Consider the following 24722-nt stretch of genomic DNA (forward strand, 5'->3'; position numbering starts at 1 on the left):
AAGCATACCAGCCAAACAAAAAGATACCAATCTGGTTGGTAAAACACCGTCAATGGGCCGCGAGCCAACTAGCTGCGTAAATAAAACCTAAAGAACTGTTGCAAATGAATGGCAAATGCCCAGATGCCACCGCTGCAATTTTCAATTAACTGTTACGCGCAAACAGCAAAATGCTACTATCTAACAAGCACGTAAGAAAGCAGATTAACGGTTAAGGCTAAGAAGTGGCAGGTATGTCGGAAGCAACTAGGACTCGCACGCATGCGCCCGAGGTTAGGCAGCGCGCCGTCGAGACCCTCCAAGAGGGGGTCGGTCATCGCGCCCTCGCCGCAAAGCTTGGCATTCCCCAGGCCACGGCTCGTCAGTGGGCCCGCGCATATGCCGTGGGCGGTGCCGACGCCGTGCTCAATGCAGGTGCTCGTCATCACACCTATTCGTTCGACGTAAAGCTCGCCGTGGTTAAGGACCGTTTGGAAAACGGTCTGACGGTTCGCGAGGCCATGATCAAGCACGGGATTCCCAGCGAGTCTTCGGTTAAGGCCTGGTGCCGCCAGTATCGCGAGAGCGGTGAATCTGCGCTGGTCGATAAGCCGCGCGGTCGCAAGCCGCGCGTTAAAAAGGCGGAATAGCAAACGGGATGGTGCGCCCACAGGGGCGCATTTTTCTTGCCGCCCCTCTACTCCAATGCGGACAGACTCCTTACCCCGTACGTCTAAAACTCCCCAGTTGGCCGAAAACCTGCCGCCGCTACTCCTCAACTGAGCTATAACGTTAAACAATTGCAGCGTTTTTGCATGGGGGAGTGATGGTATGACGCTACTGTATTTCCTTACCCTGTTTCCGCTGGTACCGGCGCTGGGCATGCTGCTCGCGCGAGGTGACCGCGCCCGCGATGCAGTGGGGCTCATAGGCTCCGGCATCATTATGGTGGTGACAGTTGTAGTCGCCGTCATGTTTTTTGGAACGGGTCCGCAGAGCTTTGAGGTTGCCCCCGGCACCTCGCACGTGCTCTCCGTCATCAGCTCCGTCATCGACGTCATCCTGTGTGCCGTCATCCTGTACAACGCGTACAAATATAGGAACGCGCTCACCACGGTGCTCGGCATAGTCCAGCTGGTGGGCTCGCTCGTCTTTGCAGCCATGACGCTGCCCGCGGCCGAAGCCGTCACGGCGACGCCGCTCTACCTGGATTACATGAGCGTGATCATGGTCCTCGCCGTTGGCATTGTCGGCAGCCTTATCTGCGTGTATGCCCTGGGCTACATGAAGGACTTCCAGGCCCACGACGAGCACGAGGCCGCGCTGCGTGGGCAAACCGCGCCCGACCGTCGCCCGCAGTTCTTGGCGCTCATGTTCCTGTTCCTCTCGGCCATGTTCGTCATCGTGATAAGCGACAACCTTGAGTGGCTGTTCTGCGGCTGGGAAATCACCACCGTGTGCTCGTTCCTTATGATTGGCTACACGCGCACGCCCGAGGCCATCAAGAACGCCTTTACCCAAATCATCCTCAACATGCTGGGCGGCATCGCGTTTTTGGTCGGACTCATGTACCTGCACGTTAACGGCATGCCACTGACCATCTCGGGCATGATCGAGCTTTCCGGCACCGGAACCGCGCAGTCCGCGCTGCTGGTGATGCCGGTCATTCTGCTGTCGCTCGCCGCACTCACCAAGGCCGCACAGATGCCGTTCCACACTTGGCTGTTGGGTGCCATGGTTGCACCCACTCCCACGAGCGCCCTGCTGCACTCGTCAACCATGGTCAAAGCCGGCGTGTTTCTGATGGTCAAGCTGAGCCCACTCTATGCCATCTATCCCGTGACCGGCTTTATGGTCACGAGTGTGGGCGCCATCACGTTTTTGCTCGCTGCCCTCATGGCCATCTCGCAGAGCAATGCCAAACGCGTGCTCGCGTACTCCACCATTTCCAACTTGGGCCTCATCAGCGCCTGCTTGGGTGTCGGCGCGCCCGAGGCCGTGTGGGCCGCCATCTTCCTGATCCTGTTCCACACGGTGGCAAAGTCGCTGCTGTTCCTGTGCGTGGGCACGGCCGAGCATCATATCGGCAGCCGCGATATCGAGGACATGGATGGCATGTTCAGCCGCATGCCGCACCTGACGCGCCTGATGATGCTGGGCATCATGGGCATGTTTGTGGCGCCGTTTGGCATGCTCGTGTCCAAGTGGGGCGCCCTGGTGGCATTTGCGCAGACCGGCAACGTGCTCATGATCATGGTGCTTGCCTTTGGCTCGGCCGCGACGTTTTACTTCTGGGGCAAGTGGCTTGCTAAGCTTTCGGGCGTCGATCCCACGGCTCAAAACGTTGAGGTCAATGTCCATAAGACCGAATGGATGGCGCTCAACACCATCGCCGCGCTGCTGATTCTGTGCTGCGTGGCGTTCCCGGTTATCTCGAGCGGTCTGGTGTCGCCCTACCTCGCCATGGTGTTTGGCCGCGTGCCGTACGTTATTGGCAAGGACGCCATGTATCTGATGGTGGTCATCGTGGCGTTTATCGCCGTGGTGCTGCTGACTTCATTCCGCGTGAGCAACAAACCGCACGTCAACGTATATCTTTCGGGTGTGGGAACCGACAATTACCGTCATTTCCGCGGCTCGATGGGACGCGAGGTGAAGGCCGAAAAGCGCAATTGGTACTCGGAGGACGCCCTTGGCGAGAAGCGTATTGGCCCCGCGGGTAGTGTTGTTTGCTGTGCCATCATCCTGTTTGCGCTGCTGTGCTGCGCGTGGATTGGGCCCGAGAGACTCGCCATGAGTGCGCCCTCGGTGCTGCGCGGCAAGTATTTTGAAGGCTCGGGCGTCGTGGGCATTTTTATTGGCACCGTGGCGTTTGCCTTGATTGCGCCGCTTGTGGGCGGCCTGATCGACGGCGTTGACCGCAAACTTTCGGCTCGCATGCAGGGCCGCGTGGGCCCGCGCTTGCTGCAGCCCTTCTACGACGTTGCCAAGCTGCTGCGCAAGGCTCCCGCCAGCGTAAACACCATGGACGATACTTATATGGCATGCGCGCTCATCTTTACCGTGGTGGGCGGCGGCATCTTTGTGTCGGGCTCCAACACGCTGTTATGCGCCTTTATGGTGACGCTTGCCGCGATCTTTGTGGTGCTGGCGTCCGCCTCGACGCAAAGCCCGTTTGCCCAGGTCGGTGCCGACCGCGAGCTGCTGCAGGTTATGAGTTACGAGCCCGCCGTTCTGCTGATGAGTGTGGGCCTGTACCTTGCCACCGACAGCTTCGACTCCATCGCCGTGACGGGGCAGTCGGCCCCCATCATCGTGTACAGCGCGCCCATTTTCCTCGCGCTGCTCGCGGTGCTTACCATCAAGCTGCGCAAGTCGCCGTTCGATCTTTCGTATTCGCATCACGCGCATCAGGAGATCGTCCAGGGCGTCGCCACCGAGATGAGCGGCGGCACGCTGGCCAAGATGACCCTTATGCACTGGTGCGAGACCGTGCTGTTTTTGATGTGGGTGGGCATGTTCTTTGTTTGGGACAACCCCGGGAGCTGGGTCGTAGCCCTGGTCGTGATGGTCGCGACGTACTTTGTCGAGGTGCTGATCGACAACACCTTCGCCCGTAGCACCTGGCGCAGCTGCTTTAAGCTCGGCTGGGGCGTGGCGCTGGTGTTTGGCCTGCTCAACCTTATGCCCATCCTCGTCGACGTGTTTATTTAGGAGGCGGCATCTATGGATCATAAAATGTCGCGCTCGCCGTGGGTTATTCATTACGACGGCTCGAGCTGCAACGGATGCGATATCGAGGTGCTGGCCTCGCTCACGCCGCTGTTCGATGCGGAGCGCTTTGGCGTGGTCAATACCGGCAACCCCAAGCATGCGGACATCTTTTTGGTGACGGGCTCGGTCAACGCTCAGAACTTGCCTGTCGTGCGCCAGATTTACAACCAGATGCTCGAGCCCAAGTGCGTGGTGGCCTGCGGCATCTGCGCGTGCTCGGGCGGCGTGTTCCGCGATGCCTACAACGTGATCGGCGGCGTGGACCGCGCGATTCCTGTGGACGTGTACGCGCCCGGATGCGCCATTCGCCCCGAGACCGTAATCGATGCCATCGTGGAGGCGTGCGGCATCCTGGACCAGAAGGAGGCCGTGATGCGCGCCGGCGGCGATCCACTTACCGTGGGCGGTGCCGCTGCCTGGGACGGTGGCGTTGAGCTGGGCGAGGACGGGTTTGTGGCCGCGGGGGCCGGGGCTGATGGTGCCGGTGACGGCGTCGAGGCCAACGTGTCCACCAGGTCAGCCGCGCCCGCCGCTGCAAAGGAGACCGAGTAATGCAAAAGGCTATCTATACCACCGTTGGGATCGACGAGCTCCTGTCGCATGTCCAGGCGCTTAAGGGTGCCGGCGCGCGCTTTGTGCAGATGCATGTCGAGCGCTGTGTGGACGACGGATCGTATCGCCTGGTCTATACGTTTATCAACGTCCGCGCTGCGCAAGAGCAGATCGCGCGGAACGGAAACTATGCGATTGAGAATCTGGTGGTCGAGGGTATCGACCGGTACCAGGAGATTCCGTCCATCAGCTCGTATTATCCGGCGGTATTCCCGTTTGAAAATGAGGCCCACGACCTATTTGGGCTTGCCATCACCGACATGCAGATTGACTTTAAGGGCTTTTTCTACCAGGTCTCAACGGCCGAGCCCATGAGCGTTATCACGCCCGAGGTGAAAGCTGCCCGCGAGAAGGCCATGAAGGTCCGCGCCGCCGCCGAGGCCAAGGCGCGCAAGGCCGCGGCCGAGAAGGCCGCCGCTGCCACGGCCACTGCGGGGGAGGCTGCCGCGGGCGCTGTCGTCGCTCAGCCCGCTGCGGCTGCCGGCTCCGATGCTCAGCACGATGAGGCTGCTGCGAAGGCCGCGCTTAAGGCTGCTGAGATGGAGGCAAAGCTCGCCGCCATGGATCCCGAGAAAGCGGCCAAGGTCCGCGCGGCGCTTGCCGCCAAGGCTGCCCGCGACAAGCAGAAAAAGGAGGCGTAAGGTCCATGGCTCATCGCTCCGTTATTCCGTTTGGCCCGCAGCACCCGGTGCTGCCCGAGCCGCTTCACCTGGACCTGGTGATCGAGGACGACCGCGTCATCGAGGCAATTCCGCAGATTGGCTTTGTACACCGCGGACTCGAGAAGCTCACGGAAAAGCGCGATATGCACCAGTTTGGCTACATCGCCGAGCGCATCTGCGGCATCTGCGCCGTGGGCCATAGCTATGGCTATGCCAGCGCTTGCGAGCGCATGCTCGACATCGAGGTACCCGGCCGCGTGCAGTATATCCGCACCATTCTGCATGAGCTTTCGCGCATCCACTCGCACCTGCTGTGGCTGGGCCTGCTCGCCGATGCCTTTGGCTTCGAGGCGCTGTTCTATCGTTCGTGGACGCTGCGCGAGCAGATTCTCAAGATCTTCGAGAGCACCTGCGGTGGTCGCGTGATCCTGTCGATTAACGAGATCGGCGGCCTTAAGCACGACATTGAGGACTCCGAGCTGGCGGGTATTGTCCAGACGCTCGAAGCCATGCGCCCCGACTACGAGGCCCTGGTGCATACGTTTTTGGATGACGACAGCTGCGGCGAGCGCCTGCATAGCGTGGGCGTGATCAGCAAGAAGGACGCGCTGGATCTGTCGATGGTCGGCCCGTTTGGGCGCGCCTCGGGCGTGGACTACGACGTGCGCATGTTTGGCGACGGTGCCTATGCGGATCTGGTCGCGTTTGAGCCCATCGTGGCGACCGACGGCGACTGCTATGCCCGCTGCCAGGTGCGTTGTGCCGAGGTCACCCAGGCCATGGACATCATCAAGGAGCTTGTGGACAAGATTCCACACGACGGTATCGGCGGGCGCACCAAGCTCACGCCGGCCGACGGCGCGCGCGGTGAGGTTGTGATTGAGCAGCCGCGCGGCGAGGCGTATTACTATGTGCGCGGCAACGGCACCAAGAATCTGGACCGTTTCCGCGTGCGCACGCCGACGTCGCAAAATCTGGCGGGCCTGACGCATGCGCTGCAGGGCGTGCTCATTGCCAACGTGCCTATGATTATCCTGACCATCGACCCCTGTATTAGCTGTACGGAAAGGTAGGCGCGGCATGAGTTTGCTGACATTTGCCAAGACGGCCTTGGGTTCTATGGTCAAGCAGCCGGTCACGGTGTGCTATCCGCAGGAGAAGCTCGCGGCACCCGAGCGCCTGCGCGGGCATATCGTCAACGACATGGACGTGTGCATCTGCTGCGGCATGTGCGCGCGTCGCTGCCCGGCGGGCGCGCTCGCGGTCGATCGCAAGGGCGGAACGTGGTCGATCGACCCGTATGCCTGCGTGGTGTGCGGCGAGTGCATCGAGAGCTGCCCCAAGCACTGCCTGACTATGGATACCGCCCGTACTCCGGTTGCGGCGGATAAGACTCCCACGGTAGAAACTAAGCCGGAGTAGCGCTGGAATGGGGCTGGTATAGCGCTGGAATGGGGCTGGTATAGCGCTGGAATGGGGGCCGGCGGGGCAAAATGCCCCGCCGGCCCCGCGCGTGAACGCGTGTGCGGGCCGCCACGCGACCCGTCCAGCCCGAAAATGACCCGTCTGCCACGAAATGGGCCCATCTACTACGTTTAAGCCGCTACCCTCAACCATGGCGAAAAATGCAAAAGCAAAACTGCAGGTAGAACGTCTGCGATTTTGCATGAAAAGCGGGTATGGTCGGGGGTATCGAGTCAAACGTAGTAGATGGACCGATTTCGTGGCGGGCGCTGTCAGCCGATCTCCGCGGGCGGAAGAAAACGGATCATTTTTGTCCCGCGAGGCCTGGGATGGTATCCGTGCGGGACTATCCGAACAAAACTATGTCGGTTTACTACGACGAATTCGACATTCCCGACCATGACTGCATTTTTCTAAATATTGCAAGCGTTTTACCTGCGGTTTTGTGAGCGCGCAATTTGCCGTGGTCGAAGGTGGGCGATTCATCGTAGTAAACCGGCATAGTTTTGAAATGGCACCATATCGGTAACAGCCATTTTGCTATGCCGAAGTGGTCGGTTGTTGGGTAATTACCCTCGCAGGTAGGCGATGGCGATCTGCGTGCGGTTGCGCAGGCCCATCTTTGCCAGGATCGAGCTGATGTGGTTGCGTACGGTGCCTTCGCCCATATAGGCGGTGGCGGCGATTTCCTTGTTGTCGAGGCCGCGGGCGATGAGCTCGGCGACTTCGAACTCGCGGTCGGTCAGGCTGACAAAGGCCGCGGGCCGGCGGGTCACGCCGGCCTCGACGTCCGCCCCATCAAAGTTGATATCCTCGATCGCCTTACCTTCGAGCACGCGTTTGCCGTCCATGACCTGGGCCAACGCCGGCGGGATGGCGGCGACATCGGTCTTGATCAGGTAACCGCGGGCGCCCAGCTTGAGCGCCGACACAATGTACTCGTCATCCGAGAATGTCGTCAGAAACACCACGCGTGCCGCGGGGTCGCGCTCAAGGATTTCGCGCGCCGCCGAAAGGCCGTCGCGCTCTGGCATCTGAATGTCGAGCAGCGCGATATCGGGTGCGAGTTCGGCGTAGAGTGCCACCGCGTCGTTGCCGTTGGCGCCGGTGCCCACCACCTCGATCTGCGGCTGAGCGCCCAGGATTATCTTGAGCGAATCGACCACTAGACGGTCGTCGTCGACAACGATGAGCCTCATCGGCCCTCATCTCCTTGCTGTTTAGGAACGGTGGCAAACACACGCCAGCCGCCGGCGCCGGCGCGCGGACCGGCGGTGAAGGTGCCGCTAAGCGCCTCGACGCGCTCGCGCATGGAGACGAGCCCCATGCCCTCCGCGGCGCCACGGCCGATTGCTTGGACCCCGCCCACGCTATCGTCGGTAACGATGAGCTGGTAAAACGACGGATGTTCCATGCATCGTACGGAGACGGTCTGGGCGCAAGCGTGGCGCATGGTGTTGGAGAGCGCCTCGCGCAGGACCGCCGCAAAGCAGTTCGCGACGTTTGCGGGCGCATGTTCGGCCATAACTTCAAGCTCAATCTGGGGGCCGCCGTCCGAGCGCGCGCCTTCAACAATGCGTTCGAGCTGCACGGAAAGGTCGACGGCGTTGTCGTTGAGCGCGTGGACGCTGGTGCGCACAAGCTGGAGCGCTTCGTCAACCGTGCGTTTGACGTCGGCGAAATCGGCGGCGACGTCGGGCTCGTCGGCGTGCACGACGCGCAGGGCCTCGGTCTGCAGCGAGGCACGCGTGAGCTGGTGCCCGACGTTATCGTGGATTTCGCGCGCGATGCGGGCGCGTTCGGTGAGTGTCGCGAGCTCGACTTCGTAGTCCTGGCGGTCGGCAAGGTCGCGGTTGCGTGCCTCCAGCGCCAGAGCTCGTTCCTGCAGCTCGTCGCGGGTACGGCGCATGCGCTGCTGCTCGCGCTCCAACTGGGCGGTACGTAGCGATAGCAAGGTGGCGGCAACCGAAAGGATGGCGGTCAGCAGGAGCGTTCGGGCGGTGAGCGCGTCGGTGCGAAGGTTCGCGACGAGCGCAAAGACAAAGGCGCCGCCAATGCCCAGCGCGACCCAAACGCGTTCACGGCGCACCCGCCGCGCAATGTCATAGAGGGCGAGGGGCGCAAACGGCACAAACGGCGGCACGAAGACAGCCGCAATGATGTAAGCGCAGCTCGCGGTCTCGCTCGCGCGCCGGGCGCTTTTCCCCTGCGCGAGCTCAGCCAGCGAGGTGGCAATAACGCCAAGGCAAAACGCCGCGACCAGGCGAGCGTCCACAGCAAGGCCCAGAGCGGCTGCGATACAGCACGCCAGCACAATCGATTTGTCGAAAAGCCTGTTCATACGGGTATTGTACGCGATGCTGCGCGCGGGGGAGGCGCCGCCCGGGGCAACCGTGACATTCCTCCCGCGCGGCAAATCGGCGTCGATCGCTCGAGCGAGCGGGGGTTTCGCCTCCGCCCCCTCGCACTCGTGACAAAGCTCACTGGTGCGCGCCGCCCGCTCCTGCGATGATGCAATCGTACCGGGCCACGACCAACAGAAGGGCTTCCTCATGACAGGCATCGTCCATGTCGAAAACCTCGTCAAGCGCTATGACGATCTTATTGCGCTCGACCACTTTAACCTGAACATCGCCCCCGGCGAGATCTTTGGCCTGCTGGGCCCCAACGGCTCGGGCAAAACCACGTCCATCAACTGTATTCTGCAGCTGCTTGCCTACGACAAAGGCACCATCGAGCTGTTCGGTGAACCCATGACGCCCACGCGCTACGACCTCAAGCGCCGCATCGGCGTGGTGCCACAGCAGGTGGCGGTGTTCGACGAGCTCACGGTGCGCGAGAACATCGACTATTTCTGCAGTCTTTACGTCAACGACCGCAAACGCCGCCGCGCGCTGGTGGACGAGGCGATCGACTTTGTCGGCCTGGGCGACTTTACCAAGTTCCGCCCCGGCAAGCTCTCGGGCGGCCTGGCACGCCGCCTCAACATTGCCTGCGGCATCGCGCACAAGCCCGAGCTCATCTTTTTTGACGAGCCCACGGTGGCAGTCGATCCACAGAGCCGCAACGCCATCCTGGAGGGCATCTGCCGCCTGCGCGACGAGGGCGCCACGGTGGTGTATACCAGCCATTACATGGAGGAAGTCGAGCAGATCTGCAGCCGCATCATGATTATGGACGGCGGGCGTGTGCTGGCGCAGGGCACCAACGACGAGCTCAAGCGCATGATTCAGATGGGCGAGCGCGTGACCGTCGAGGTCGGCGCCGTCGAGCCCGCCACGGTCGAGCGGCTGCGTGCCCTCGAGCATGTGCTTTCGGTTGAACTGTCCGGCGGCGAACTCGTCTGCACCTGCGAGGCGAGCCCGCACAATTTGGTCGACATCCTCGACACGCTGCGTGCTGCCGACGTTGCGCTCGGCCGCGTGTGGAGCGAGCCGCCGACCCTCAACGATGTGTTCCTCGAAATCACCGGCCGCGAGCTGCGCGACTAGGGGACGGCCATGTTCAACACCATCATCACCACGGTCAAGACGCTGCTGCGCCGGCCGAGCACGTGGGTCTGGGGCGCTCTCTTTCCTATCGCGCTTTCCACGATGTTCATGTTTATGTTTGCGAACCTCAGCTCCGACGGCACGGTCGACCCGGTGCCGGTTGCCGTCGTGGCGGACGAGGCCTGGGATGCCTCGACCTTTAAGGATGTGGCGGCTTCGCTTGCCAAGGCAGGCGACGATCAGCTGCTCGATGTGAACGAGTACGAAGACTTGGCTGCCGCGCGCAAAGCGCTCAAGGCCGGCGAGGTCGCGGGCATCTATACGGTCGACGACGCGGGCACGCCCAGGCTCACGCTGCTATCGAGTTACGACAGCTCGCGTGCCTCGTCGGTGCTTACCGATCGCAGCATCCTTGAAACGGTGGCAAGCTCGTATACGCAAAATGCCGAGCTCATGGCCCAGATTGCTCAAGATGACCCGGCGGCGCTCGCCGACCCGGAGGCGGTTGCGCGCGCTCTGTCGCTCGAGGGCGGAACCCGCCGCGTGAGCCTGACTCGTGCCACGCCCGATGGCACGGTCATCTACTATTACGCGCTTTTTGGCCTGGTCGCGATGATGTCTGCCGAGTTTGCCGCCTTGAGCGTCGTCGATTTGCAGCCTAATCTGTCGGGCCTTGGCGCGCGCCGCTGCGTGGGCGGTCTCTCCAAGACGGCGTCACTGGCCGGCATTTTTGTCGGCTCGTGGCTGGTTTCCTTTGCATCGATGGCGGTTGCGATCGGCTACGTGCGCCTGGTCGTGGGCGTCGACTTTGGCGGGCGCGAGGGGTTGTGCCTGCTGGGCGGGGCTGCATCCGCGCTTGCCGCCACGGGCCTGGGGCTCTTTGTGGGCACGCTTCCCGTTAAGGGCGGCAAGGCATCCAAGTCGGGCATCCTCACGGGCTTTGCCACCACGTGCGCTTTGTTCGCCGGCCTCTACGGCGAGCCGGCGATGGCGCTTGCCGACGACGTCGCCCGCGCTTGTCCGGTCGAGTGCTGGCTCAACCCCGTCAAGCTCATCTGCGACATGTTCAATCGCCTGTATTTCTTTGAGGACCTGGGGCCCTTCGCTGTTCGCGCCGGCGCGCTCGTCCTGATGGCCCTGGTGTTTGTCGCCGCCGCTACGCTGATCTTTGGAAGGAGCCGCTATGAGCACCTTTAAGACCGCGCTTCGCATGGCGCTCGCGCATCCGCTCTATCTGCTCATCTACACGGTGTTCATTTCGCTGTTGAGTGTGTTTATCGCGGCCTCCGTCAGCTGGAATTCGTCTCAGCTTACCGAGTACAAGCCTTACGACACCAACGTGATCGTGGTCGACCGCGACAATAGCGAACTTTCGCGGGCGCTTACCAAGCACCTGGGCTCACGCTTTGACCTGGTCACGGGCATCGGCGACGACGCGTACGACCTTGCGGACGCGCTCGCCAAGAGCAACAGCGCCAAGGGTAGTGCTGATTGCGTGTTCTTTATCCCGGAGGGGTTCGAGGACGACCTCGTTGCAGCCTCCCGCGCGGGGGAATCCCTGCCCAAGCTCGACGTGACCTATGGCTCCGGCACCATGGCGGCGGCGCTTTCGTCCGCCGAGGCCTCGCGCTGGATCTCGCTCGCGGGCGCCGCGGCGGCGCTTGAACCCGCTGCCTCCAACGGTGACGTCGCAAGGGCCGCCGAGCACGCGGCCGCAAAGCGCGCGGAGGTCCAGATCGAGCAGGTCAAGGTCGACTCGACTGCTGCTGCCACGCTCGAGTCGTACTTCAACTTTGGCGCGTACGCAATTATCTCGTCTGTCATCGTGTCGGTGGGACTGGTGTTCTCTGGCATGAACGAGCCCGAGCGCGTGCGCCGCATGGATGCCAGCCCGGTCTCTGAGCGCCAGCGTTCGCTCGCTGTGTTCGCGGCCGCCGCCGTGCTCACCGTCTGTATTTGGCTTGTGTCGAGCATGATGGGCGTCGTGGGCTTTGCCGGCGCGGTTGCCGAGGTCGGCGTGGGTCGTGTGTGCCTGGCGCTGGCGGCGACGTTTGCCCTGGCGTGCACGCCGCTGGCCGTTGGCTTTGCCCTTTCGAGCCTGGGTGCGCGCGAAGAGCTGCTCAACGGTGTGGGCAACTTACTCGGCATGCTCATGACGTTTTTGGGCGGCGCCTGGATGCCGCTGTCGCTGATGGGCTCGGCCGTGCAGACCGTGGCGCATTTTGTGCCGACGTTTTGGGTGAACGACGCGATCAGCAAGGCTCTCGCCGCGGACCTGACGTCCACCGTGCTGGGCGACATCGCCTGCGATCTGGGCGTCACCGTGCTCTTTGCCGCGGCCATCACCGCCGTAGGCCTGGCCCTCACGCGCGCCAAATCCCATGCCTAGCCACAATCCGTCACTTGGGGACGTTTCTTTTCTGTCGGCACCCTGGGACACTCCTGCCCCCGGGCAGTCATTGGGGACGTTCTTAAACGACTAGTCATCGGGGACAGTCTTTGCCGATTCGCCGGCTCGCCGGTCGGGTTGGCAAGGACTGCCCCTGGCGGCACTCATTTAAGTCTGTCCCCAATGAGTGGTTTGAAAAAATCAGCGACCGTCGCCTACATCTAGTTCACCTGGGTTTACTATTAGCTTAGAAAAGTAGCAGACGGTTAACAACGGGGGATAGCATGTCGACAAAGCAAGCCTACGTCCAGGTCAACGGGCTCAAGAAGCACTACGGCGACGGCGATGCGCGCCTGACGGTGCTCGACGGTATCGATACGTCCATCAACCGCGGTGAGATCTGCGTCATGCTGGGGCCCTCGGGCTCGGGCAAGTCGACCTTTCTCAACCTGATCGGCGGCCTGGAAGATGCCGATGCCGGTTCCATCATGGTGGACGGCTGCGACCTCACGGTGCTCAAGCCCGCCGATCTGGGTGAGTACCGCCGCCGTGAGCTGGGTTTTGTCTTTCAGTTCTACAACCTGGTGCCCGACCTTACCATCAAGGAAAACATCGAGGTCACGGCGCACCTGTCCAAAAACCCGCTCAACGTCGACGACCTGCTGCGCTCGCTGGGCCTCTACGAGCACCGCAACAAGTTCCCGCGTCAGGTCTCGGGCGGCCAGCAGCAGCGCTGCGCCATCGGCCGCGCGCTCGTCAAAAATCCGGGCCTGCTGCTGTGCGACGAGCCCACGGGCGCACTCGATTACAAAACGTCCAAAGAAATCCTGCAGCTCATGGAGGACGTCAACCGCACCTACGGCTGCACCATCATCATCGTCACCCACAATGCCGCCATCGCGCGCATGGCAAATCGCGTGCTGCGCCTGCGCGACGGGCGCATCGTCGAGGATGAGCTCAACGAGTCACCCGTCGCGGCCGCCGAGCTCGATTGGTAGGCGGCGCCATGACACCTCTCGCAAAACGACTCCCGCGCGAGCTGCGCCGCAATATCGGCAAGTACCTGGGCATCTTTTTGCTTATGTGCGGAAGCATCGCCCTCACGTCGGGCTTTTTGCTCGCGGCGCATTCCATCGGCTGCCTTATCGACGACATGCGCGACGAGTACACGATTGAGGACGGCCGCGTGACCACCTCCTTCGAGGCCACCGACGAGCAGCTCAAGGCTGCCGAGGACGCGGCGGAGGACGTTGGCGGCGCCACGTTCTACAAGAACTTCTCTATCGACGCCATCATCAAAAAGGCGGCTGGCGACGACGGCACCAAGCGCACCCTGCGCACCTATGCGCACCGCACCAAGGTCGATATCGCGTCCTACTGTGAGGGCAAGGAGCCCAAGACGGACGACGAGGTGGCCATCGACCGCGTCTTTGCCGCCAACAACGACCTCGCCGTGGGCGATAAGGTCGAGCTCGAGGGTCGCACCTACACCATCTGCGGCATCATGACGCAGCCCGATAGCCAGGCGCTGTTCCTCAACAATTCGGACTTTACGGTGAACACCATTACCTATGGCGTTGCCGAGGTCAGCGACGCCGGTTTTGCCGCGCTCGAGGATGCCGGCGGCGCGCCTGCCTACACGTACTCCTTTACCTTTAACGACCGCGACCTCTCCACCGCCGAGCGCACCGATGCCGAGCAGGATATGGTCGAGGCGCTGTCGGATGCCGATGCGCGCGTCGACGATCTTATCGACGCCGATTCCAACCAGGGTATTGGCTATGCGCGCGATGACGTGGACGGCGATTCCATGATGTGGACGACGCTGCTCGACATCATCATCGTGATCATGGCGTTTGTCTTTGTGGTCCTAACCGACGCCACCATCGAGGAGGAGAGCGCCATCATCGGCACGCTGCTCGCCAGCGGCTATCGCCGTCGCGAGATCGTGCTGCACTACCTGGCGCTTCCCGCCATCGTGGGTGTGCTCGCGGCGCTTTTGGGCACCGCGCTCGGCGTTGCGTTCTTTACCGAGCCCATGCGCGGCCTCTATTACGGCTCGTATAGCCTGCCGCCGTTCCAGGTGTACTGGAGCTGGGAAATCTTTGTGAAGTGCGCCGTGGTTCCCGCCGCCGCACTCATCCTCATCACGCTGGTGGGTCTGCTGCGCAAGATGGGCAAGACTCCGCTGCAATTTCTCCGTCACGAGGCGAGCGGCAAGTCGGGCACCAAGCGCGGCCTACAGCTGCCGGAGCGCATGGGCTTTGTTTCCCGCTTCCGCCTGCGCGTCTTCCTGCGCAACCTGGGCAACTTCGCCACGCTCTTCGTAGGTATTGCGTTTGCATCGCTGCTGCTGCTCTTTGGTCTGGCGATTCTGCCCACGATGACGCATTATGCGGACAACCTCGAGACAAGCCTGGTCGCCGAGCACCAGTACACGCTCAAGGCTCCGCTGGAGCTCGAGGGCACCGCCGAGGAGCGCGAGCAGTGGTCGGCGCTCGAGCGCCTGCAGTCGGTTGACGGCGCGCTGCTCTCCGCCGCTCAGGATGCCGATGACGAGTTTGACGACGCGGCCGATGCGGCGCAGACGGCAGCCGATGCCGCGACCAGCGCTCCGTCTGCCGAGAGCCTGGCCGCGGCGCAGGACGCGCTCGCCAAGGTCCAGGACAAGAAGGATGCGCTTTATGCGCGCCTCGATGACCTTGCCGATGCCCTCGGCTGCAACCGCGACGAGGCCATCGATCTGATCGAGAAGGCCTCGAAGATCGACGCCGACAACGACGACATTCATCCGGTCAACACGACCGACAACGGTGCGGGCGCAATCGCGCAGGCCGAGAAATACGCTGTCTACCAGCTGCAGTACGACCGCGGCGACGGAAATGGGCAGGAGACGATTTCTATCTACGGCGTCTCGCCAAACTCGCGCTACTGGAAGGGCCTTAACGTCGGCAATGGCCGTGTCGTCTTTGGCGGCGGCCTACTCGACAAGTTTGGCTGGAGCGAGGGCCAGAAGGTCGAGCTTCGCGATAAGTACGAGGGCGAGAATTATTCCTTTGAATACGCGGGCAAGGACTGCGTTTGGGGCTCTAAGTCGGATATGAATGTCTATATGAGCATCGACGACTTTAACGAGCTGTTCGACAACGATGCCGCCTACTTCAACGGCTATGTGAGCGACGAGAAGCTCGACCTCGACGCGCGCTACTTTGCCGGCGACACCACGCCCGACGACATGCGCGCTGTGGGCGATCAGTTCATCGGCATGATGAGCGACATGATCGGCATGATGGTCGGGCTCGCGGTGTTTATCTTCCTGTTGTTTATGTACCTGCTAACCAAGGCCGTCATCGACCATAGCGCCCGTTCGATTAGCTACATGAAGGTCTTTGGCTATCGCGATAGCGAGATCTCGCATCTGTACATCCGCTCGATCACGCTGTGCGTGGCGGTGTCACTCGTGCTGAGCCTGCCGGTGATCATCGGCTCGCTCACGGCCATCTTCCGCTCCATGTTGCTCGCCTATAACGGCAATATCGAGATTTACGTGCCGATCTGGTCCATGGCGGCGTGCGCAGGTATCGGCTTTGCGACCTACCTGGTCGTGGCGCTGCTACACACGCGCTCGATCCGCCGCGTGCCGCTCGCCGAGGCCCTCAAAGTGCAAGAGTAGTCATCGGGGACGTTCTTAAACGACTAGTCATCGGGGACAGTCTTTGCCGATTGGCCGGCGCACTGGCCGGGCTGGTAAGGACTGTCCCTGGCGGCACTCATTTAAGTCCGTCCCCAATGAGTGGTTTCAGTCATTTAAGTCTGTCCCCAATGAGTGGCCAGGCGCGGCGCTTGACTTCAACCCCACTTCAATGGGTACCATCCTCTGTGTCTGTAACGCCATATAGACCGAGGGGATATATCTATGACCGCAACTGCACCCGCTGCATCCGCCAAGGTGTACTTTACCAACCTGCGCACGCACGGCCGCGAGAGCCAGCTCGACAAGCTCAAGCGCCTCATCCGTCGCGCCGGTATCGAGCAGATCGACTTTGAGAACAAGTTCGTCGCCATCAAGATCCACTTTGGCGAGTTGGGTAACCTGAGCTTTTTGCGCCCCAACTACGCCCGCGCCGTCGCGGATGTCGTGAAGGAGCTGGGCGGCAAGCCCTTCCTTACCGACTGCAACACGCTTTATGTGGGTAGCCGCAAAAATGCGCTCGAGCACATCGACACCGCCTACCAGAATGGCTTTACCCCGTATGCCACGGGTTGCCAGATCATCATCGCCGACGGCCTCAAGGGCACCGACGAGGCGCTCGTCCCGGTCGAGGGCGGCGAGTACGTGCGCAAGGCCAAGATCGGCCAGGCGCTCATGGATGCCGACATCGTGATCAGCCTCACTCACTTTAAGGGTCATGAGCAGGCTGGCTTTGGCGGCGCCATGAAGAACCTGGGTATGGGCGGCGGCAGCCGTGCCGGCAAGATGGAGCAGCACGCCGCCGGCAAGCCGAGCGTCGCGACCGAGCGCTGCGTTGGCTGCCGTGCCTGCGAAAAGATCTGCGCGCACAACGCCATCTCGTTCGACGGCACCCGCGAGCGCGAGCTGGCGGGCGGCAAGACCGTCGAGGTGCACGTGGCCGCCATCGACCACGACCGCTGCCTGGGCTGCGGCCGCTGCATTGGCGTGTGCAACCAGGACGCCATCAAGCCCGACTATGACGCCGCAGCCGACGTGCTCAACTGCAAGATTGCCGAGTACACCAAGGCCATCGTCGACGGCCGCCCGAGCTTCCACATCTCGCTCGCCATGGACATTAGCCCCAACTGCGACTGCCACGCCGAGAATGACACGCCCATCGTCAACGACATCGGCATGTTCGCGAGCTTTGACCCGGTCGCCATCGACCAGGCCTGCGCCGATGCCGTCCTGGCATCCGAGCCGCTGCCCAACACCGTGCTCACCGACAGCGCGGCCAAGATGGAGCACGACCACGAGCATCTGGAGGGCGAGCAGGCCAAGGACCCCTTCTGCATCACGCACCCCGACACCGACTGGCGCTCCTGCATCGCGCACGCCGAGAAGATTGGCTTGGGCACGAGCGAGTACGAGCTCATCGAGGTCAAGTAGCATCTAGCTTCTGGACATATCAAGCGCTTTTGTGGCGTAAGTCGAGCAAAAGCCGCCCGTGAGCACAGCGCTCGCAGGCGGTTTTTCGGAAGTATGCGGCAAATTCTGAGGCCGCCGAGCACACGACGTTTTTTGGCAACAAAACCCCTGATAAATTGTTGATAAAACTGCGGTCTGGTCGGCAGTTCCAGATTTTGCCGCATACTTCCGAAAATAGGGGGTTAGATAAAGCCCCGGACGTTGCTTTTTGCCTAAAAATTCTTTCCGAGGAAGTCGTCGATCGTATTCCAGTAGAGCTCGGGGTCAACTTGCGCACTCTTGGCGTGGGTGGCGCCATGGATGGTGAGCTTCTGTTTGGCCTTGCTGGCGCACGCGTCGTAGTTTTGGTCGAGCATGCTGTACGGCACAAAGGTGTCCTGGTCGCCGTGGATAAACAGCATGGGAACCGTCGCGTGTTTGAGTTGCTCCACACTGCTCGCCTTATGAAAGACATAGCCCGCGCGCACGTTGCACACCAAGTTTGCTACATCGAGTAAGGGAAAGCTGGGCAGGCCGAACACGTCCTTGAGCTGCAGAGAAAACTCGTCCCAAACGCTCGTATAACCGCAGTCCTCGATGATGCACCTAACATTAGAGGGTAACGATTCCCCCGCGACGTTCATGGCCGTCGCCGCGCCCATCGATTCGCCAAAGACCAGGATGCGCGCCTCGGGGTCGGACTGAACGATTCGCCCGATCCACGCGACAACATCGAGACGCTCGGGCCAGCCCATGCCGATATAGTCGCCGCCGGAGCGCTCATGGGCGCGGGCGGCGGGTGCGAGTACGTTCATGCCGCGGTCGTGGAAGCGCTTGACGTATCGGGCCATGCCGATGGGCTCGTCGGTGTATCCGTGCAGGCAGATAGCGTAATCGTGCGTACTCTCCGGAGCGGCAAAATACCAAGCGGCAAGCTCGGTCCCGTCGGCGGCGGTGAGGCTGCTGCTCTCACGATGCTCTTTGAACCACGCCCGCGCCTCGACATCCTCGGCATCAAGCTGCTCGCTCTTTTCGGCGTCCTTTCCGTCCTGCATCGTCTTCATGGTGTACGGCGCCTGGGGGTTCAGGGCAAAGTCGAACAAAAAGTTGCCAGCAAATCCGAGCAACGTGACAACGAGCACCAGCGCAACAACGCCGGCTATCTTGAGCCTTCGATGGGGGCGCGTGTTTTGAGCCATAAGGCGTTCTCCTTTAAGATGTTAATACGTCAACATTTAATGCAAGCGCATTATGGACGTTCACCGTTGATGCGTCAACAGGCAAAGAATGGGTAAACAAAGGGTCACGTATGGTGCAAATTTCGCACGTACCCAGACGCTTTGATATAGTGTTGAGAACTCTTTTATGTTGGAGGATGTAACCGGCATGTCCGATTCGAGCGACAGTTCCAAGCCGCGACCTAAGACCGCGGCCGTTCCACAGTACACGGTGGGCGAGGAGATCATGAACTCCGTCACCCATGGTGTCGGCTGCCTGCTGGGCATCGCGGGCCTGGTGCTCCTGATCGTATTCGCTGCCCTGCGCGGCGGCGGCCCGGCCCACATGGCCGCGGCGATTGTCTATGGCGCCAGCATTATCCTCGAATACCTAGCCTCCACGCTCTACCACGCGATTCAGCCCGCGCGCGCCAAGCGCGTGTTTCGCATCATCGACCACAGCTGCATCTACCTGCTCATAGCCGGCAGCTATACCCCGTTTTGCCTCATCACGCTCGCAAACGACGGCGGCCCTGCGCTGTTCTTTGCCGTATGGGCCATCGCCATTATCGGCATCGCCCTCGAGTGCTTTATGCGCGAGCGCCAGCCGCATTGGGTAAGCGGCCTGGTCTATCTGCTGATGGGCTGGCTCGTTGTCTTTAAACTGCCCGAGCTCGTGTCGCTGCTCAACCCCGTGGCGCTTGCCCTGCTCGCTGTCGGCGGCGTGTGCTATACCGTGGGCGTGCCGTTCTATATCGCCAAAAACGTGCGCTATCTGCACAGTGTTTTCCACTTGTGGGTGCTCGCCGGCAGCATCTTCCAGTTCATGGCGGTGATCCTCTTCGTAATCTAGCGACCACGCCTGCGCGCCCGCGTTCCCGTTTGGGCACCGGCGCCACTGCCGTATCCGCTTTCAACGTTTTAACCTGACGTCCCGAATCTTGGAGGTTCGAGAAACTCCCGATGGACATAACCATCTCCCTTATCACCACCCTCGTTTTGACCCTCATCAACGGCTACTTCTCTATGTCCGAGATGGCGCTCACCACGGCCAAGCGCGCCGTGCTGGAGCACGAGGCCGAGGAGGGCGACAAGCGCGCCGAGCGTGCCATTAAGCTGGCTGCCGACTCCGACCAGCTGCTCGCCACCATCCAGGTCGCCATCACGCTCGTGGGCTTCGCCTCGTCCGCCGTCGCCTCGACGAGTCTGTCCGACCCGCTCGCCACGTGGCTCATGAGCTTTGGCATCGCGCCGCTCTCCGCCATCGCGCGCGGCCTGGCGCCGGTCATCATCACCGTCGCGGTCGCCTTCGTGTCCATCGTGATTGGCGAGCTCGTGCCCAAGCGCATCGGCCTGGCCAACGCCGAGGGCGTATCCAAGCAGGTCGTGGGACCGCTTTCCGTGTTCCAAAAGATCGCCCGTCCGCTCGTGTGGCTGACCGGCGCTTGCTCTGATGGCCTAGCCCGCATCCTGCGCATCAAGAGTGCCGACGACCGTCAGAACGTCTCGGAGGAAGAGATCAAGTACATGGTCTCGGAGCAGGACGACCTGCTCGACGAGGAAAAGCGCATGATCCACGAGATCTTTGACCTGGGCGACACCGTTGCCCGCGAGGTCATGGTGCCGCGCGTTGACACCACCATGTGCGAGGACGACGAGACCGTCGCCGACGTGCTGTCCACCATGCGCCAGACCGGCTTTAGCCGCATTCCCGTCTATCACGAGGATCCCGACAACGTGGCGGGCATCGCGCATATCAAGGACCTGATTCAGCCCGCGCTCGACGGCAAGGGCGACCAGCCCATCGCCGATTACCTGCGCGACGCCACCTTTGTGCCCGACACCAAGGACATCCTGCCGTTGCTGTCCGAGATGCAGACTTCGCACGACCAGATCGTAGTGGTCGTGGACGAGTACGGCGGCACGGCCGGCATCATCACCATCGAGGATATCGTCGAGGAGATCGTCGGCGAGATCGAGGATGAATTCGACCCCGACAACAAGTACCTCACGCGCCTTTCGCGCCGCGAGTGGCTCGTCGATGGGCGTTTTTCGTGCGATGACGCGATTGAGCTTGGTTGGCCGCTCGAGGAAAGCGATGATTATGAGACCATCGCCGGCTGGATTTTGGAGCTTTGCGACTCGGTGCCCGACATCGGAGAGGTGTTTGAGGTCGCGGGGTACAAGTTTAAAGTGCAGTCGATGCGTGGCCAGCGCATCTCGCTCATTCGCGTGATCGCTCCGGCCGAAACCGATAAGAAGGATTCCGAGTCTTCGGCAGAGAAGCCGGCGGCGTCGGGTGCGGGCTCTGCGGACCCGCACGACGGCGACGAGTAGGCAAGGAAGAGTAGGGGAGAGTTATGGCAGGCCTGTTCAACATCCTTAAGGTCACCGTCAGCGAGGACAAGATCTGCGCGCATGTGCTGGTGAACCCCGGCATGCCGCTCATGACCTCGGAGGACATCGAGGCCACGGCGCGCGTGTACTACTTGGTGCCCGCGATTGCCAAGCATCTGTGCCTGGGCGATTCGGGTCGCGAGTTCCAAGACTGCATGGGCCAGACCGAGCTTTGCCATCTGCTGGAGCACGTGACGGTCGAGCTCATGAACGAGACCGGTCTTGCCGGTAGCATCTCGTGCGGCCGCACGCGCGTAAGCGAGCATGACGAGCGTGTCTTTGAGGTCGAGCTTTCGTGCCCCGACGACGCACTGGCCATCGGTGCGCTGTCGTCGGCCACCTTTATGATGGACTGGGCGTACCTGCACGCCGACCAGCCTGCCCCCGACGTGGAAGGTACGGTCGCGGGCCTGCGCAACCTGGTGCTGGGCATGCGCGCCGAGGCCGAGGGCAAGGATCCTCACGAGGCCGTCGCTGCTGCGAACGGCGAAGATGCTGCCGAGGACGAGGGCGATGACGAGGGCGATGTGCCGGTCGACGCCGAGCCTGTTGCCGATGCGACCGCCGAGCCCGTTCCCACCGAGCCCCAGGGCGCCCCCAACTTTGACGACGAGCCCCAGGTGGCGATTGATACCGAGGGCGCGGTTGCCGAGAGCCACGAGGCCTCCGCTGCCGTCTTTGGCGGTGCGGCGACGGTTCCGGCGGGACCTGCGCATGAGGGCGGCCTGCCGCTCGTGGACGGCGCCGGCGAGGACCCGGGTGCCACGGTGGCCATGCCGGCTATGCCTCAGGAGTAGGCTTACGCGTTTATCACCATCACGGACCTGCGCCTTTGCCGTACGCAGATGAGCGGAGCGGCAAGTGATGCGCTGCGGGTATAATGGACAGCATTCAAACGGTGGGCACCGACGTGCCCGCAGGAGAGGAATGATCATGGGTAAGACTTTCAGCTTTGTCTCCGGCGCACTTTTTGGTGCCGCTGCCGGCGCTATTGTCGGCGTTGCTCTGGCCCCGCGCTCGGGCGCCGAGACCCGCGCCATGGCTGCCGATATCGCCAACGACGCCTGGGACAATATGCGCGACACCTACGAGCACAGCGCCGAGGAGGCCCGTGCTGCGGTCAACGATTTTGGCCCGATGGTCGACGCCAAGACCGACGACCTGCGCGCCAAGGTCGACCTGGCCCGCGAGCGCATGGACCAGCTGCGTGAGCAGCTCAACGACGCCATTTCGGGCGGCAACGTGACGCCTGCCGCCGACGTCGTGGTCGAGAACGCCGTCGAGGCTGATGCCGAGGCTGCGGAGCCCTCGACCGAGGCATAATGCGCGCCGGGGATTTTGTCGGCGCCAAGATCTATCGCAAGCCTACCGAGGACAAGCGCACCAAAAAGGACGGCACGCCGCGCAGCCCTAAAAAGCTCGGAAAGATTCACTTTCCGGTCTTTACCCCGGGCGGTACGCGTGTGGTCGGCTTTATGGTCCGCCAGTCCGATATCGCGGGCATGATCGAGCGTCCCGACCGATTCGTAGCGCTCGACGCCATTGGTGTCTACGAGGGCGCCATTGCGGTCGATGACGTTAAGGACACGTACGATGCCGCCGCGGCCAAGCGCCTCGATATCAACCTGGACGATTGCATCATCTGGGTTGGCATGGACGTGCGCACGGAATCGGGCGATGTCGTGGGCTACTGCTCGGACGTTGAGTTCAAGCCACGCTCGGGCATCGTACAGGCATTCTATGTGACCGCCGGTGCCGCTTCGAGCGTGCTGGTGGGCGACACGCAGGTGCCGCCGACGATGCTGCGCGGCTACGAGAACGGCGCGATGGTCGTCTCGGACGAGGTCAAGTCGCTCGGGTATTCGGGCGGTGCGGCTGCCAAGGCCGCCGAGGCCAGCGTCGTGGTGGGCGATAAGGTCAAAAAGGGCGCCAAGGTGCTCGACGACAAGGGATCGGTTGCCGTGGACAAGGGCAGTCGCGCACTGGGCAAGCAGCTCGGCAAGACGCGCGGCATGTTCAAGGCCTTTAAGGACGAATACCAAAAGGCGAGCGGAGGCTCGTCAAAAGCTACAAAATAGCGACGTACCAAATGATGGGAGGCAAGCCGGAGACCTGTTGCTCCGGCTTGCTGTGTTTATGGGGGAGGGCACATGCGCCAAAACGGATCCAACTTAAACGGGCGTTCGGGTGCGCGTCCGACGGCGCGCCGCGACCTGGGGCAGCTGCCCAGCGGTCAGCGCCGCCGTCGCCGTAAGCCCGGCGCGATGTACCTCAACCATAGCCGCGGGTTTAGCGATCGCAGTGCGCGCATCGGCAACGGGCGCTCGCCGCGCCGACCGTCCCGTCTGCCCTATGCGCTTATCGCCGTGGGCTGTGCGCTCGTGCTGTTTATCGCTGCCGTCGTGGGCTACGTCAACCGCAGCGTGGACGTGGAACTCAACGGGCAGAAGACCGCGGTGCGCGTGGGCTCTACGCTGCAGAATCTCATCGACGACCAGGAGTTGACTGACACCTACGACGCAGGCGACCTGCTGGCCGTCGATGACAGCGTGCTCAAGCGCCATGGCGGCGAAAAGCTGTCGGTTAAGGTGGACGGCAAGCGCATAAAACAGGGTAAGTGGAAAAGCCGCGAACTTGAGGGCGGCGAGAAGGTGACGGTCAAGGATGGCCGTAACACCTACGAGAAGCACGAGGTTCAGGCTACGGTTATCGAGCCCAAGCTCAAGGTCGAGGGCACGGGCGCTATCGAGTATGTGCAGACGTGGGGTGTCCAGGGCCGCTCCGAGGTGTGGGTTGGTGAGCAGTCGGGCAAGACGCAGGACCGCGGCGAGGTCGTGCCCGCCACCGATTGCGTCGTTGCGTGCGCCAGCGTGGCGCCCAAGGGCAACAAAAAGTACGTGGCGCTGACGTTTGACGAGGGTCCGAGCGGCGCCACCAAGCAGATCTTGCAGGTGCTCAAGGAAAAGGGCGTCACCGCGACGTTCTTCCTTTCGGGCGATGCGGTCGAGGCCTCGTCCGCCACGGCCAAGGCGATTGTCGATGCCGGGTGCGAAATCGGATCCAACAGCTACAGCGACGATTCGCTCAAAGGTCAGGACCGTGAGGCGGTACGCGAGCAAATCACGAAAGGCACCGATGCGATTAAGTCGGCGACCGGCGTGAAGACGATGCTGCTGCGTGCCCCCTACGCTGCCTTTGACGAGCAAAACTGGATTGATGCGATGGACCTGGTTTCCGCCGTGGTCTCGTGGAATATTGACTCGGGCGACTGGCTGCTCAACGGTGCCGACGAGCAGGTCTCGACGGTGCTCGATTCGGTGACGCCGGGCAATATTGTGTTGCTCACCGATAGAGACGAATGCGCCGAGCAGACGCTCGAGGCGCTGCCGCAGATTATCGACGGCCTTGTCGCCGACGGCTACAAGATCGTGACGCTCAGCGACCTGGTCAAGACGGACACGTTGCTGAGCAAAAAGCTCACCTCGCTCACCAAGGTTTCCATGCCCAAAAACGCCGTGTTCCCCCAACTCCCCGAGGACGACGACACCACAGAGTAGTCATTGGGTAGTCGTTTAAGAACGTCCCCAATGGCTATGT

The 24722-nt window shown here is 62.0% G+C and carries 21 protein-coding genes; 18 read left to right on the top strand and 3 right to left on the bottom strand.

What is annotated here, in order from left to right; genetic code table 11:
• The first annotated feature begins 233 nt into the window (after nt 1-233).
• The 6 genes from AAAV21_RS07320 (at nt 234) to AAAV21_RS07345 (ending at nt 6449) form a co-directional block, all read left to right on the top strand.
• Complete coding sequence (locus AAAV21_RS07320) at nt 234-629, top strand: transposase (RefSeq protein ID WP_349108476.1); 396 nt, start codon at nt 234-236, stop codon at nt 627-629.
• A 181-nt stretch (nt 630-810) separates the two neighbouring features.
• Nucleotides 811-3693: a proton-conducting transporter membrane subunit gene (locus AAAV21_RS07325; RefSeq protein WP_349108478.1), complete on the top strand. Its 2883-nt coding sequence runs from the start codon at nt 811-813 to the stop codon at nt 3691-3693.
• Nucleotides 3694-3705: 12 nt separating this feature from the next.
• Nucleotides 3706-4305: an NADH-quinone oxidoreductase subunit NuoB gene (gene nuoB, locus AAAV21_RS07330; protein WP_349108481.1), complete on the top strand. Its 600-nt coding sequence runs from the start codon at nt 3706-3708 to the stop codon at nt 4303-4305.
• Entirely contained in the window at nt 4305-5006 is a 702-nt protein-coding gene (locus AAAV21_RS07335) for an NADH-quinone oxidoreductase subunit C (protein ID WP_349108484.1), read from the top strand. Before nuoB ends, AAAV21_RS07335 begins: the two co-directional genes overlap by 1 nt.
• 5 nt (nt 5007-5011) lie before the next feature.
• Nucleotides 5012-6100: a nickel-dependent hydrogenase large subunit gene (locus AAAV21_RS07340; protein WP_349108486.1), complete on the top strand. Its 1089-nt coding sequence runs from the start codon at nt 5012-5014 to the stop codon at nt 6098-6100.
• Nucleotides 6101-6107: 7 nt separating this feature from the next.
• Nucleotides 6108-6449 (top strand): 4Fe-4S dicluster domain-containing protein, encoded by a 342-nt coding sequence (locus AAAV21_RS07345; RefSeq protein ID WP_055251494.1) that lies wholly within the window; start codon nt 6108-6110, stop codon nt 6447-6449.
• A 611-nt stretch (nt 6450-7060) separates the two neighbouring features.
• Here AAAV21_RS07345 and AAAV21_RS07350 read toward each other — a convergent pair.
• Both AAAV21_RS07350 and AAAV21_RS07355 read right to left on the bottom strand, forming a co-directional pair.
• The gene (locus AAAV21_RS07350) at nt 7061-7690 is read right to left on the bottom strand and encodes a response regulator transcription factor (protein WP_349108489.1); all 630 of its coding nucleotides are present in this window, start codon (nt 7688-7690) and stop codon (nt 7061-7063) included.
• Complete coding sequence (locus tag AAAV21_RS07355; protein ID WP_349108491.1) at nt 7687-9045, bottom strand: histidine kinase; 1359 nt, start codon at nt 9043-9045, stop codon at nt 7687-7689. The genes AAAV21_RS07350 and AAAV21_RS07355 overlap by 4 nt, the downstream gene beginning before the upstream one ends.
• Between AAAV21_RS07355 and AAAV21_RS07360 the strand changes: the two genes are divergently transcribed.
• The 6 genes from AAAV21_RS07360 (at nt 9044) to AAAV21_RS07385 (ending at nt 17493) form a co-directional block, all read left to right on the top strand.
• Entirely contained in the window at nt 9044-9982 is a 939-nt protein-coding gene (locus tag AAAV21_RS07360) for an ABC transporter ATP-binding protein (RefSeq protein ID WP_349108494.1), read from the top strand. The two genes, AAAV21_RS07355 and AAAV21_RS07360, sit on opposite strands and share 2 nt — an antisense overlap.
• 9 nt (nt 9983-9991) lie before the next feature.
• Complete coding sequence (locus tag AAAV21_RS07365; protein ID WP_349108496.1) at nt 9992-11179, top strand: ABC transporter permease; 1188 nt, start codon at nt 9992-9994, stop codon at nt 11177-11179.
• Nucleotides 11166-12371, top strand: coding sequence for an ABC transporter permease (locus AAAV21_RS07370; protein WP_349108499.1), 1206 nt, complete (start codon nt 11166-11168; stop codon nt 12369-12371). The genes AAAV21_RS07365 and AAAV21_RS07370 overlap by 14 nt, the downstream gene beginning before the upstream one ends.
• Before the next feature lie 284 nt (nt 12372-12655).
• Nucleotides 12656-13369, top strand: a complete 714-nt coding sequence (locus AAAV21_RS07375) for an ABC transporter ATP-binding protein (protein ID WP_349108501.1) — start codon at nt 12656-12658, stop codon at nt 13367-13369.
• 8 nt (nt 13370-13377) lie between these two features.
• Nucleotides 13378-16044 carry an FtsX-like permease family protein gene (locus AAAV21_RS07380; protein WP_349108503.1) on the top strand — a complete coding sequence of 889 codons (2667 nt, stop codon included), beginning with the start codon at nt 13378-13380 and terminating at the stop codon, nt 16042-16044.
• A 243-nt stretch (nt 16045-16287) separates the two neighbouring features.
• On the top strand, nt 16288-17493 hold the full coding sequence (locus AAAV21_RS07385; RefSeq protein ID WP_349108506.1) for a DUF362 domain-containing protein: 1206 nt from the start codon (nt 16288-16290) through the stop codon (nt 17491-17493).
• A gap of 251 nt (nt 17494-17744) precedes the next feature.
• Here AAAV21_RS07385 and AAAV21_RS07390 read toward each other — a convergent pair whose 3' ends face one another.
• Nucleotides 17745-18710, bottom strand: a complete 966-nt coding sequence (locus AAAV21_RS07390; RefSeq protein ID WP_349108507.1) for an alpha/beta hydrolase — start codon at nt 18708-18710, stop codon at nt 17745-17747.
• A gap of 187 nt (nt 18711-18897) precedes the next feature.
• Between AAAV21_RS07390 and AAAV21_RS07395 the strand changes: the two genes are divergently transcribed.
• From AAAV21_RS07395 to AAAV21_RS07420, 6 genes are all read left to right on the top strand, one after another.
• Entirely contained in the window at nt 18898-19581 is a 684-nt protein-coding gene (locus AAAV21_RS07395) for a hemolysin III family protein (protein ID WP_349108509.1), read from the top strand.
• A 110-nt stretch (nt 19582-19691) separates the two neighbouring features.
• A complete protein-coding gene (locus AAAV21_RS07400) occupies nt 19692-21065 on the top strand; it encodes a hemolysin family protein (RefSeq protein ID WP_349108511.1) in 1374 nt (457 codons plus the stop codon).
• A 23-nt stretch (nt 21066-21088) separates the two neighbouring features.
• Entirely contained in the window at nt 21089-21922 is an 834-nt protein-coding gene (locus AAAV21_RS07405) for a hypothetical protein (RefSeq protein ID WP_349108514.1), read from the top strand.
• Between the two features lie 136 nt (nt 21923-22058).
• The gene (locus AAAV21_RS07410; protein WP_117655481.1) at nt 22059-22448 is read left to right on the top strand and encodes a YtxH domain-containing protein; all 390 of its coding nucleotides are present in this window, start codon (nt 22059-22061) and stop codon (nt 22446-22448) included.
• A complete protein-coding gene (locus AAAV21_RS07415) occupies nt 22448-23203 on the top strand; it encodes a hypothetical protein (RefSeq protein WP_055252569.1) in 756 nt (251 codons plus the stop codon). The genes AAAV21_RS07410 and AAAV21_RS07415 overlap by 1 nt, the downstream gene beginning before the upstream one ends.
• A 72-nt stretch (nt 23204-23275) precedes the next feature.
• The gene (locus AAAV21_RS07420; RefSeq protein ID WP_349108518.1) at nt 23276-24682 is read left to right on the top strand and encodes a polysaccharide deacetylase family protein; all 1407 of its coding nucleotides are present in this window, start codon (nt 23276-23278) and stop codon (nt 24680-24682) included.
• The last annotated feature ends 40 nt before the right edge of the window (nt 24683-24722 follow it).

It is taken from the genome of Collinsella sp. CLA-AA-H302 (genome assembly GCF_040093305.1).
Classification (GTDB): Bacteria; Actinomycetota; Coriobacteriia; order Coriobacteriales; family Coriobacteriaceae; genus Collinsella.